We start from the raw sequence: 12,902 nt of genomic DNA, 5'->3' as shown, positions 1-12,902 counted from the left end.
GGAGTAACCATGAGTTCAGAGTCTCAATCAGTCTCTCAAACAGAACAAACAAATGAAAAGGCTTATGATTCCTCTAGTATCAAAGTTTTACGTGGATTAGACGCGGTTCGTAAACGTCCTGGTATGTATATCGGTGACACTGATGACGGTACAGGTTTACACCATATGGTGTTTGAGGTGGTGGATAATGCCATCGATGAAGCTTTAGCAGGACATTGTGATGAAATTTTAGTCACGATCCATGAGGATGAGTCGGTCAGCGTATCCGATAATGGTCGTGGTATTCCAACAGATATTCACCCAGAAGAGGGGATATCTGCGGCAGAAGTGATTTTGACCATTCTGCATGCGGGTGGTAAGTTTGATGATAATAGCTATAAGGTGTCAGGCGGTTTACACGGTGTAGGCGTTTCAGTTGTAAATGCTTTATCAAAAAAATTACAACTTACAATTTATCGTGCTGGACAGATTCACGAGCAAGAATATCAGCATGGTGATTCACAATATCCATTACGTGTGATTGGTGAAACAGATAAATCGGGTACAACGGTTCGTTTTTGGCCAAGTGAGCTAACGTTTAGCCAAACCATTTTTAGTGTCGATATTTTGGCACGTCGTTTACGAGAGCTATCTTTCTTGAATGCAGGTGTTCGAATCGTTTTACGTGATGAGCGTGTCAATCTTGAGCATGTTTATGACTATGAAGGAGGTTTATCTGAATTCGTTAAATATATTAACGAAGGTAAACACCATTTGAATGATATTTTTCATTTTACCGTTGCTGCTGACAATGGTATTGGGGTTGAAGTTGCGTTGCAGTGGAATGATAGTTATCAGGAAAATGTACGTTGCTTTACCAATAACATTCCGCAAAAAGATGGTGGTACACACCTTGCAGGTTTCCGTGCAGCATTGACTCGTGGCTTAAACAGCTACATGGAAAATGAAAGTTTATTGAAAAAAGAAAAAGTTGCTGTCACAGGTGACGATGCACGTGAAGGTTTAACTGCAATTATTTCAGTGAAAGTACCTGACCCTAAATTCTCTTCACAAACCAAAGAAAAATTGGTTTCGAGTGAAGTAAAACCTGCGGTAGAGCAGGCCATGAACAAAGAGTTTTCTGCTTATTTACTGGAAAATCCACAAGCAGCGAAATCGATTGCAGGTAAGATTATTGATGCGGCGCGTGCGCGTGATGCAGCGCGTAAAGCGCGCGAAATGACTCGTCGTAAGAGCGCATTAGATATTGCTGGTTTACCAGGTAAATTGGCAGACTGTCAGGAAAAAGACCCAGCATTGTCCGAATTGTATTTAGTCGAGGGTGATTCTGCGGGCGGTAGTGCGAAACAAGGTCGTAACCGTAAAATGCAGGCGATTTTGCCGTTGAAAGGTAAAATCTTGAACGTTGAACGTGCGCGCTTTGATAAGATGATTTCAAGTCAAGAAGTTGGTACGCTCATCACTGCTTTAGGTTGTGGGATTGGACGTGAAGAATACAATCCAGACAAATTACGTTATCACAAAATCATTATCATGACCGATGCGGACGTGGATGGTTCACATATTCGTACCTTGTTATTGACCTTCTTCTTCCGTCAAATGCCAGAATTGGTTGAGCGTGGATATATTTATATTGCACAGCCACCATTGTATAAGTTGAAGAAAGGTAAGCAAGAACAGTACATCAAAGATAATGATGCACTTGAAACTTACCTAATTTCTAATGCGATTGATGAACTTGCATTACATGTCAGCGCTGAAGCACCAGCTATTAATGGTGCAGCATTAGCGAGTGTGATTGCGGATTATCAGGTGTCACAGAAGAGCTTACAACGCCTCACTCAACGCTATCCTGCAAGTTTATTGGATGGTTTACTTGAGCTGGATGCATTTAAAACAGATCACAATCATGAACGTGACTATGTTGAATCATGGGCTGAGCAATTACGTGTTGCAATTGAAAAGTTACAACCAAGCTTACGTCCTGAGATTACATTAGAAACGTTTGAACGTGAAAATGCACAAGGTGAGAAATCAGCACATTATTGGCCACGTGTCACTATCTATGTACATAACTTACCGCATTCGTATTTACTCGATGCTGGTCTGTTAAATTCTGCTGAATATGCGCGTTTATTGAAGAATTCGAAGAGCTGGTTTAAGTTACTTGAAGAAGGAGCTTATCTGCAAAAAGGTGAGCGTCGTATTCAGGTAAGTAATTTCCATCAAGTATGGCAACATATTTTACAAGACTCGCGCCGTGGCATGATGATCCAACGCTATAAAGGTTTGGGTGAGATGAATGCTGAGCAGCTTTGGGAAACGACGATGGATCCTGAAAATCGAAATATGTTGCAAGTGACCATTGATGATGCAATTGAAGCAGATCGTATGTTCTCTTGTTTGATGGGTGATGATGTAGAACCACGTCGTGCCTTCATCGAAGAAAATGCACTAAATGCGGATATTGATGCTTAATTAAATTAATGTGAGATTTAGTTTGTATTATTTCTCTCGTATATAAGAAAAAGGCGATGCTTGATGCATCGCCTTTTTCTTATATGAAGGTTTCACGTGGAACATTCCGTTGATTAGGTTTTAACTAAATCGCTGACTTGAATGAGTGCATGTCCAAATAAATAACCAGCAGTAACCAGCACACTAATCCATAATAGCGCGCCTAAGATATTATAAATTACGAAATGGGTATAATTCATAGCACTAGAACCAGCGGCTAAAGGCGCAAAAGAACGTGCAAATGGGATAAAACGAGCCAATAGAATAGTTTTCCCGCCATGTTTTAAGAAAAATGTATTAGTTTTCTTTAGATATTCTTGTTTTATAAATCGAGATTCAATATTAAAAATTCGGTCACCAACATGACGACCAATGTGATAATTCACCATGTAGCCTAAAGCTGCGGCTATAAAAAGTAAGCTAATCATATAACCCAAATGCATAAATTCAATAACTGAACATAAAGCGCCTACGGTGAGTAAAAGACTATCGCCTGGTAAAAAGAACATAAACACAAAGGCGGTTTCTGAAAAGATAATCAAAAATAGGATCGCATAAATCCATAAGCCATATTCTTGAATTAAAATGGGAAGAATATGTTCAAAGTTAAAAATAAAATCTAAAGAATTCATTCAGTTTGTATGATCCAAAATCGAGTACTCACCAAATTGAAGTACAAAAATATAAAATGAACTTAGTTCTCGATGCGCATTTAAAAGTAATAACTTTAAAATGATAAGGTTGAGTATATCTAGCCTGAACCTAAAGCTCAATTTTATGAGAAAATTCCAATTTAGACCTGATCTGAAATGATTGGCAGAATCATTACACTTTTATCGGTATTTTTATTATTTTTTAGTCTCTAAGCAAATCGTAATGTCGTTATTTATTTTTCTATGATTAGAAAAAGCCTAATTCCCAAAAAGAGAATTAGGCATTTATTTTAAACTTCAAAAGAACTTTCTAACTCTTCAAGCTCCATCATCAACTCTAACAGTTGTTCTTCGTACTGTTCCAGCTTAGATTTTAGCTCAGTTTGTTCATTCATTAGCTTGATTAAATCATCTTTACGATGAGCTTCATACAGAGTGCTATCTGCTAATTCATTTTCAATTGCAGCTAAGCGTGGCTGAATCTTTTCAATTTGAGTTTCAGCTTTCTCAATATTTTTTCGAATAGGATGAGTTATTTCACGACGACGAGCGGCTTCTTTACGTTGCGCTTCTTTGTCAACTTTAGCTGCTGTATTTTGAGACGCTACTGTTTGTTGCTGTACTGCATTCTGTGAATTAATGAGCTGTTGGCGCGCTTCACGTAACCACTTGGCATAGTCTTGTAAATCACCCTCAAACTCCGTACATTTTCCTGCATGTACTAAAAGTAGATCATCACAGACACTGGCGATCAGTTGACGTTCATGTGAAACTAAGACCACTGCACCATCGAAATCTTGTAGAGCCATACTTAAAGCATGGCGCATATCTAAGTCTAAATGGTTGGTCGGTTCATCTAGAATTAAAACATTTGGGCGCTGCCATACGATCAGCGCCAAAGCTAAGCGAGCACGTTCGCCACCTGAAAAGCTTTCACACGGCGTATCCATACGTTCGCCACTAAAGCCAAATCCACCTAAAAAAGCACGCAATGCGGCTTCACTGATCTTTTTATCAGCAATACGAGCCAATTGTAGCATTGGACTGGCATTAGCATCTAAAGCATCCATCTGGTGCTGAGCAAAATATCCAATATTGAGTAATTCTGAGGCTTTACGTTCGCCTGCAAGTAATGGTAAATCACCCACTAAAGTTTTGATCAGCGTTGATTTACCCGCGCCGTTCATCCCTAGTAAACCAATACGAGAACTTGGAGTAATTTGCAGGCGAATTTTTTCAGCAATCATTTTATCGCCATAACCAATAGTCGCTGCATCTAAACTCAGCAAGGGTGAACTCATTTTGGTGGGTTCACGGAAACTAAAGGTAAATGGCGTATCGACATGAGCAGGTGCAAGTTGTTGCATGCGTTCCAACTGTTTGATACGGCTTTGCGCTTGGCGAGCCTTAGTTGCTTTGGCTTTAAAGCGATCAATAAATTTTTGCAGATGGGCGCGCGTTTCTTGTTGCTTTTCAAAAGCCTGTTGTTGTTGTGCTAAGCGCTCGCTACGTGTCGTTTCAAAGGTAGAGTAGTTGCCTGTATATAAAGTTAATTCTTGATTTTCAATATGAAGAATATGATCCGTAATTGCATCGAGAAAATCACGGTCATGCGAAATCAGCACCAATGTTCCTTCATAGGCTTTAAGCCAATCTTCTAGCCATAAGATGGCGTCTAAGTCCAAATGGTTCGTTGGTTCATCTAATAACAGTAAGTCTGAACGACTCATTAAGGTGCGTGCTAAGTTTAAACGCATCCGCCAACCACCAGAGAAGCTTGCGACATTTAAACGGATTTGATGGTCAAGAAATCCTAAACCTGCCATTAATTGGGCTGCTTTCGCAGGTGCTGCATAACCATGAATTTCATCAAATCGACCATGTAATTTGGCTAAATCATCATTACTCAGTTGATCTGGATGCGCTAATTTTTCTTGAATGTCCCAATATTCTTCGTCACCAGACAAAACAAAATCAATTGCTGGCATTTCTAAGGCTTTAATTTCCTGAGCCATGTGTGCCACAGTCCAAACCGCTGGACGAGTTAGATTCCCTTCATCTGCAACCAAGTCACCTAAGAAAGCAGCAAATAGTGTTGATTTGCCTGCGCCATTCACGCCAGTAAGACCAATTTTCCAGCCAGGATGAAGCTGCATCGATGCTTTTTGAAATAGAACTCGCCCACCACGGCGTAATGAAACTTGGTCAAATTGAATCATGAGTATGCAAAATAGCGAAGAGATAGCTGCATTTTAAGGTGATCGCCCATGAATGCAAATTTTTATATTACAGATCAAACTGATCGAATTAAATCATTCTACCAATAAAAATAGAGTAAAAGCTCTATTTTTGTCATTCAAATCAGATTATTATTTAGTTTTAGTGAAAAATAAGCAACAAGATTAAAAGTATAGTGACAGGATTAGGGATGAACAAAGCAATTCTTGCCGTGGGGGCAATGCTGATGTTGGGGGGAAGTATGCAGGTCAATGCAGATACTAAAATTTGTGTTTTTGACTTGTTGGGAAAATCTGTCGATGCGATTGGTGCTGTACCGAGTTATGCAATTGCACAAAAAGCCATTAGTTTTGCCTTAGATAAGCGTAATCAACGTCGTCTGATCAGTAGTATAGGTAATCAGGTCTACGAAGTTGTCGGTATATCACAAATTGGTCTGGCTTATATTTTCGTTAAAGATAAAAAAATGGATACGATTGAGCAGATCAAAGGTAAAAAATTTGCTGTTCTCGCCTATGATGAAGCACAAAAGATTGTTGTAAAAAGTCTGGGTGGACAGGCAGTCCTTTCGGATATTTCGGATATTGCCTAAAAGTTTAACAGTGGTGAGGCCGACATTATGGCGGTACCTGCTTATGTCTATAAGCCACTGGAACTATACATAGATATTTCATCAATGAGTAAAATGTGATGAGTGCTATTAAAAATCAGTAAAACCCGATGTATGTAAATAAAAGGACTAGGCTTTTAGTTAAGATCTGACTATATTCGTCTCTCGGTGGTGGAAAAATATGCAAAAACAGCAAACAAGGGAAAACAAAATGAAAAAAGGACTTTGGGCATTGAGTGCTGCGACTCTATTTGTCATGACTACTCCTGTACAGGCAAAACAAGAAATTTGTGTATTTGATTTATTAGGAAAAGCGGGTGAATCTTTTAAGCTTGTCGAGGAGTGGAAGCTTGCTTCAAAAACATGGCAAGCTGATGTTGAGCTGATCCCTTATCAAGACGAAGAGAAAGCAGAAAAAGATTTTGATGCGGGCAAATGTGACGGGGTTTATATGACCTCTATGCGTGCTCGTAAATATAATAAATTTGCAGGATCTGTTGATGCTATAGGCGCGGTGACTAGCAATGCGATTGCACAGAAAGCAATTACTTATGTGCTTGATAAGCGTAACCAACACCGTCTAACTGCAACAACTAATGGTGAGAAATACGAAGTTGTTGGTATTATTCAAGTTGGCTTAGCCTATACTTTCGTACGTGATAAAAATATAGATACGATTGAAAAGGCCAAAGGCAAAAAATTTGCGTATTTACATTATGATCAAGCGCAAAAAACGATTGTTGAAAGCATAAATCTTGTTGCTGTGCCCTCTGATATTTCAGATTTTGTGAAGAAGTTTAACAGTGGTCAGGTTGATGTAATTGCTGCACCAGCATATGCATATAAACCTTTAGAGATTAATAAAGGTTTAGCAAATGGTGCATTATTTAATTTTCCAGTTGTGAACATCACGGGGGATTTAATTATTCGCCCTGGGCAATTCCCAAGTGGTTTTGGTACCCAATCTCGACAATGGTTCGTGAACAAATTGCCAAGTAACTTCGCAATGGTAAAGCGTTTAGAAGCGGGTATGAATGCGAAAAGAATTACATTGTCTAGTGAAGATAAAATTCGCTATCAAAAAATGTTGCGTGATGGACGAATGAACTTGACCAGACAAGGGGTCTACGATGCCAGCATGATGAACGTCCTCAAACGAGCACGTTGTACGGTTGAACGCACTAACTTTGAATGTTCTTTGAGTGCCGAATAGTTATAGGTTTGTTCCTGAATTTATAAATTGATTAACGAAAGTCATCACTTATCACAAATATGTTTATGAAAATAAGTGAATGAGATAAAACAGGACAAAAAGTAAACATTATTGACATAAAAATAGAGCACAAGCTCTATTTTTTTTTGAAAAACATGATTAATATTTGCTTCGAACAAGGAGACAAACATAAAGTTTGTGGAAGGATGAAAAATATGAAAAAAATTGCGTTAGCTATTGCAGCAACTTCGATCTTAGGTGTATCTGCTTCTACTCAAGCAGCAATTGATGTGTGTGTATTCGACTTATTAGGAAAGTCAGGTGAATCATACAAAATGATGCAGGACTGGGCACTTGCAGCAAAAGGCTGGGGCGCTGATGTAAACCTTCTTGCAATCACAGATGAACAAGTCGCTGATAATAACTTTAAAGCGGGTAAATGTGCTGCTGTAGCAATGACAGCAATGCGTGCTCGTCCATATAACAAGTTTGCGGGTTCTATTGACTCTTTAGGTGGTGCGCCAAGTAATGAAATCGCTCAACGTGCGATTACTTATGTTCTAGATCAACGTAATGCAGCAAAAATGGTAACTAACCTTGGTGGTAATAAATACGAAGTTGGTGGTATTGCTCCATTAGGTGCGGCTTATATTTTCGTGCGTGATAAGAGCATTAACTCAATTGAAAAAGCAGCGGGTAAAAAATTCGCAGTATTGGGTTATGATGACGCGCAAAAAATTATGGTACAACGCGTAGGTGCACAAGCTGTACTTTCTGATATTTCTAACTTTGCTGCTAAATTTAACAATGGCCAAGTAGATATGGTAGGTGCTCCTGCTTATGCATATAAGCCATTAGAGTTGAGCAAAGGCTTAGGTGCTAACGGTGCGATGTTTAACTTCCCAGTGTTACAAGTGACTGCGGATCTTGTGTTACGCCCAGAAAAATTCCCAGCTGGTTTTGGCCAAAAATCTCGTGATTATTTTGTGAAGCAACTTCCAAAAGCTTTCGCAATGATCAAGCGTTATGAAGCTGAAATTCCAGCAAAATACAAAATGAACTTAACTCCTGAAGACAAGTTAAAATATCAAAAATTAATGCGTGATGGTCGTTTAGAAATGACTAAACGTGGTATTTATGATGCTAGTATGATGTCAGTATTGAAGAAAGCACGTTGTTCAGTAGACAAAGCGAACTTTGAATGTGCATTACCTGGTGAATAATCATCAAATGCTATAAAAGTAACTTAAAGCCTAGATTTTTCTAGGCTTTTTGTTTTTAAGTGCTTGTCATTTAAGTCATTGTCTTTATATAGAAATATCGCAATCATACTCATATAAAAACAAATGAAATCGAGAAGATTTAAAATATGGTTTAATCAGGAAGATTAAAAACGACTGTATTTAAACATATATTCATTTGAAGACCTTATTAGGATAGAACGTTGCTCTTCATATACGTAAATGTTTGGCAACAAAACAATATAGATGCAAAGGAAAAATAATATGCAATGGTTTAAGCCTTTACTACTTGCGACAGGCATAGCAGCTGTCTCTATTGCAGCTCAAGCAAAACAAACAATGTGTGTATTTGATATCGTAGGTAAAAGCGGCGATGTGTATGCACTGATGAAAGACTATCAATTGGCTGCAAAAAGCTGGAGTGCTGATGTTGAGTTGAAAGTAGGAACCAATGAAGCGGTCATTGCAGAAGATTTTAAAGCAGGGAAATGTGATGGCGTCAGTATCACAGGTATGCGAGGCCGACAATTCAATTCATTTACAGGCTCATTAGATGCAATTGGTGCTATCACCGACCTTAAGCTTGCTGTCAAAGTGATGCAAGGGTTAGCCAGTCCAACTTTTGCCAAAGCGATGGTGAATGGTAAATATGAAGTGGCTGGTGTGATTCCGATTGGTGATGCATATTTATTAGTAAATGACCGTAATATCAATACCGTTGCAAAAGCTGCAGGTAAAAAAATTGCGGTTTTAGACTATGATGAAGCACAAAAAATTATGGCTTCACAAGTGGGTGCTCAAGCTGTAAGTTCAGATATCACTAATTTTGGTGCTAAATTTAATAATGGTCAGGTTGACATCATTGGTGCACCTGCTGCCGCGTTTAAACCATTAGAACTTTACAAAGGTTTAGGTACTAAAGGGGCGATTGTCAATTACCCAATCTTGCAGGTGACAGGCAACCTGATTATCCATCCTGATAAATTCCCTGCTGGTTTTGGTCAAAAATCAAGGGAATGGGTGAAGGCACAGTTACCACGTGCTTTTGGCATACTTGGCAAGATGAAAGCGGATATTCCACAAAAATACTGGATGGAAGTTCCTGCGGCTGACAAGCCTGGCTACCAAAAGCTGATGCGTGAAGCGCGTATCAACCTGACTGCAAAGGGCATTTATGACAAGCGTATGATGAAATTGCTATGGCAATTCCGTTGTCGTGAAGATGCCAAGAACTTTGAGTGTGCGCTACAGGATGAAAACTATAAATAATCCTGTAAAAAGTCTTTAAACACACTTTAAACTTCAAATACAGACCCGATATTGAGTATGTTATACTGAATATCAAGTCTTTTATTTTTTTAAAGACATATTGAAGTCTGAGGAACATCATCATGAACGCCCAAGCTCTTGAATTGTCAGATAATGCTGCCAAAAAAGTTCGCCAGTTACGTGAAAGTGAAGGGAATAACGATCTCATGTTACGCGTTTATGTCACGGGTGGAGGGTGTTCTGGATTCTCTTATGGCTTTAATTTTGCTGAAAGTGTCAATGAAGATGATGCTGAATTCAGCAATGGTGATGTAAAAATGCTGGTTGATTCCCTGAGCTATCAATACTTGGTTGGTTCAGTGGTTGATTATCTTGAAGGATTGGAAGGTTCCCGCTTCGTGGTGCAAAACCCGAATGCAACGACAACTTGCGGTTGCGGATCATCTTTCTCGATTTAATAGATTCTAATGATAAAAAAGCTTCTCAATTCGAGAAGCATTTTTATTGCTTTAAGTTTAAACAGCGGTGATGGTTCCCAATATACGATCACCTGAAGCGCCTGTCACAGTGGGTAAATTCCCACTCAGTTGTTCAACGAAACGCATGGCTAACCATGCAAACGCCGTCGCTTCGACCCATGTCGGTGCTAAGCCAAGGGCATCCGTGGTTTGTACTGACCAATTGTGTTTGCGTAAGCGCCAACGTAATTGTTCCAATAAATAAGAATTATAAGCACCGCCGCCACAAACGTAGAGTTCGCCTGTTTCCATGCTAGAACGATAGACTGCTTTTTGAATTGCCCTTACGGTAAGTTTCAGTAAGGTCGCTTGAATATTTTCAGGTGTATCTTCGAGTTCGTCATAGGTTAAATCATTGCGCCAATCGATCAGTTGATCATCTAACCAATCAATATTGAAGTCTTCGCGACCTGTACTTTTTGGAGGTTCTTTCGAAAAGTATTCGTGTGAGTGCAATCGATCTAATAGGGAACGTATTGGATGGCCATAAGCAGCCCAGTCGCCATTTTCATCGTATGGATGCCCTGTATGACGATGACACCATGCATCCATTAACATATTTGCAGGGCCTGTATCAAAGCCATAAACACCGTCAAGGTCATTTGCAGGCAACATACTGACATTGGCAATACCGCCTAAATTCAAAATGACACGATGGATACTGTCATGCTGAAACAAAGCTTGATGGAAAGCTGGTACTAAAGGAGCACCCTGTCCACCAGCCGCCATATCACGACGACGAAAATCAGAAACGACAGGGAGTTGAGTAATTTCAGTGATGATATTTGGATCACCAATTTGTAAGGTAAAGCCATGCTCAGGGCGATGGCGAATAGTTTGCCCATGAGAACCAATCGCCTTGATTTGATTACGATCTAAATTGTTCCTTTCAATCAGCGTATTAATGCCATGTCCAATCATTTGTGCCAAAGCGACATCGGCTTTACCCATACGATCAATTTCATTGTCGTCAGGAAGCGTTAAAGCCATTAATTCATCGCGTAATTCAGGCTCAAAAGGCACAGTCAGTGTGGCATGTAGTGTTAAAGGGTCAAATGAACTTGCAACAATATCAACACCATCCATGCTCGTGCCTGTCATTACACCAATATAGATCGCGCTCATATACAACTTATCCTGCAAGATGCTGAAAAAATGTTAGTATATCGCACAAATTGAATAACTGATGTGTTTAGGTTTTGTGATGTCAAATTTCTTGCCAGCCGAAGAACAGCTTGCTCTCATTCAACGAGGCACGCACGAGATTATCTCTGAAGAAGATTTACTGAAAAAACTGAAAGAGAATCGTCCTCTCCGTGTAAAAGCAGGCTTTGACCCTACGGCTCCTGATTTACACTTGGGACATACGGTTCTGATCAATAAATTAAAAACCTTTCAGGATTTAGGTCATGAAGTTACTTTCCTGATTGGTGACTATACGGCCATGATCGGTGACCCAACGGGTAAGAGTGCAACGCGTCCGCCGTTGTCACAAGAGCAGGTCATTGCCAATGCAAAAACCTACCAAGAACAAGTTTTTAAAATCTTGGACCCGAATAAAACTAAAGTACGTTTTAACTCGGAATGGTTTAATGAAAAATCTGCGGCTGACCTGATCCAACTGGCAAGCCAGCAAACTGTTTCACGTATGCTGGAACGTGATGACTTTACTAAGCGCTATAACAACCATCAACCTATTGCAATCCATGAGTTTTTATATCCATTGGTACAAGGCTATGACTCGATTGCGCTTGAAGCAGATGTTGAGTTAGGTGGAACAGACCAAACTTTTAACTTGCTCATGGGACGTACTTTACAGGGTCGTTACGGTCAAGAATCACAAGTCTGCATCACTGTACCGATTCTTGAAGGTTTAGATGGCGTCAATAAGATGTCTAAATCTTTAGGCAACTATATTGGTGTACTTGATACCCCAGGCGCAATGTACCAAAAAATCCTGTCAATGCCAGATAGCTTGATTGAACGCTACTTTGATTTACTCAGCTTTAAGTCACTGGATGAAATCAAAGTCTTGCTGGATGAAATGGCTGCGGGTCGCAATCCACAAGAAATCAAACGTATCTTGGCACTTGAACTGGTGGAGCGTTTCCATGATGCAGAAGCGGCTGAAAATGCACACAAGAGCGCAGGCAATCGTGTAACCGAAGGCGAAGTACCTGAAGATACACCAGAAGTGACAATTTCTCGTGGTGAGTTTGGTGGTGAGTTATTTATTGCCACAATTCTTCGTGTTGCTGGTTTAAACCCAAATGCAGCTGCTGCAAAAGATGCCGTGGGTCGTGGTGCGGTTAAAGTTGACTGGAATGTGGTTGATATGAGCTTCTCTGTAAAAGAGAATGTCACTTTAATCATCCAATCGGGTAAAAAAGCGATTGCTCGTGTGACTTTTACTGATTAAATCACAATGGAAAAATAAAGAGCAGGCCATTAGCCTGCTTTTTATACGTAAATAGCTGATAAAAACAACGAAAACACTAATTTTGTAGAAAAAAGAAACATGCAAAAGAAAATAATAAAAAAGGGGGTTGTGTTGGGAGAGGAATGGTGTAGAATGCACATCCATCGGCGGTGATGCAGATAAAAACTTGTTGAGAAACAAGGATTTGGCTAGATTAGTTAGGT

9 protein-coding genes and 1 pseudogene are annotated in these 12,902 nt (G+C 39.6%); 7 read left to right on the top strand and 3 right to left on the bottom strand.

Annotated elements, in window-relative coordinates:
- Window positions 1–9 precede the first annotated feature (9 nt).
- Window positions 10–2,478: a DNA topoisomerase (ATP-hydrolyzing) subunit B gene (gyrB, locus tag CDG59_RS11885; protein ID WP_087545528.1), complete on the top strand. Its 2,469-nt coding sequence runs from the start codon at window positions 10–12 to the stop codon at window positions 2,476–2,478.
- Between the two features lie 113 nt (window positions 2,479–2,591).
- Here the strand turns inward: gyrB and CDG59_RS11880 are convergent, their stop codons facing one another.
- Window positions 2,592–3,149, bottom strand: a complete 558-nt coding sequence (locus CDG59_RS11880; RefSeq protein ID WP_087545527.1) for a VTT domain-containing protein — start codon at window positions 3,147–3,149, stop codon at window positions 2,592–2,594.
- Between the two features lie 311 nt (window positions 3,150–3,460).
- Entirely contained in the window at window positions 3,461–5,389 is a 1,929-nt protein-coding gene (locus tag CDG59_RS11875; RefSeq protein ID WP_087537337.1) for an ATP-binding cassette domain-containing protein, read from the bottom strand.
- Window positions 5,390–5,598: 209 nt separating this feature from the next.
- Here CDG59_RS11875 and CDG59_RS11870 point away from each other — a divergent pair.
- From CDG59_RS11870 to erpA, 5 genes and pseudogenes are all read left to right on the top strand, one after another.
- A pseudogene (locus CDG59_RS11870) lies at window positions 5,599–6,066 on the top strand (putative solute-binding protein); the annotation flags it as partial.
- Window positions 6,067–6,229: 163 nt separating this feature from the next.
- Window positions 6,230–7,231 carry a putative solute-binding protein gene (locus CDG59_RS11865; RefSeq protein WP_087545559.1) on the top strand — a complete coding sequence of 334 codons (1,002 nt, stop codon included), beginning with the start codon at window positions 6,230–6,232 and terminating at the stop codon, window positions 7,229–7,231.
- A 215-nt stretch (window positions 7,232–7,446) separates the two neighbouring features.
- The gene (locus tag CDG59_RS11860) at window positions 7,447–8,454 is read left to right on the top strand and encodes a putative solute-binding protein (RefSeq protein WP_087545558.1); all 1,008 of its coding nucleotides are present in this window, start codon (window positions 7,447–7,449) and stop codon (window positions 8,452–8,454) included.
- Between the two features lie 282 nt (window positions 8,455–8,736).
- Window positions 8,737–9,741: a putative solute-binding protein gene (locus tag CDG59_RS11855; protein ID WP_087545525.1), complete on the top strand. Its 1,005-nt coding sequence runs from the start codon at window positions 8,737–8,739 to the stop codon at window positions 9,739–9,741.
- 122 nt (window positions 9,742–9,863) lie between these two features.
- Window positions 9,864–10,199, top strand: a complete 336-nt coding sequence (erpA, locus tag CDG59_RS11850; protein WP_004675453.1) for an iron-sulfur cluster insertion protein ErpA — start codon at window positions 9,864–9,866, stop codon at window positions 10,197–10,199.
- A 57-nt stretch (window positions 10,200–10,256) separates the two neighbouring features.
- Here erpA and CDG59_RS11845 read toward each other — a convergent pair whose 3' ends face one another.
- Window positions 10,257–11,384, bottom strand: a complete 1,128-nt coding sequence (locus CDG59_RS11845; RefSeq protein WP_087545524.1) for an anhydro-N-acetylmuramic acid kinase — start codon at window positions 11,382–11,384, stop codon at window positions 10,257–10,259.
- A gap of 61 nt (window positions 11,385–11,445) precedes the next feature.
- Between CDG59_RS11845 and tyrS the strand changes: the two genes are divergently transcribed.
- Complete coding sequence (gene tyrS, locus CDG59_RS11840) at window positions 11,446–12,678, top strand: tyrosine--tRNA ligase (RefSeq protein WP_087545523.1); 1,233 nt, start codon at window positions 11,446–11,448, stop codon at window positions 12,676–12,678.
- Window positions 12,679–12,902 lie beyond the last annotated feature (224 nt).

The sequence above is a fragment of the Acinetobacter sp. WCHA29 genome (genome assembly GCF_002165335.1).
Classification (GTDB): Bacteria; Pseudomonadota; Gammaproteobacteria; order Pseudomonadales; family Moraxellaceae; genus Acinetobacter.
This window is presented reverse-complemented; position numbering and strand designations above follow the sequence as displayed.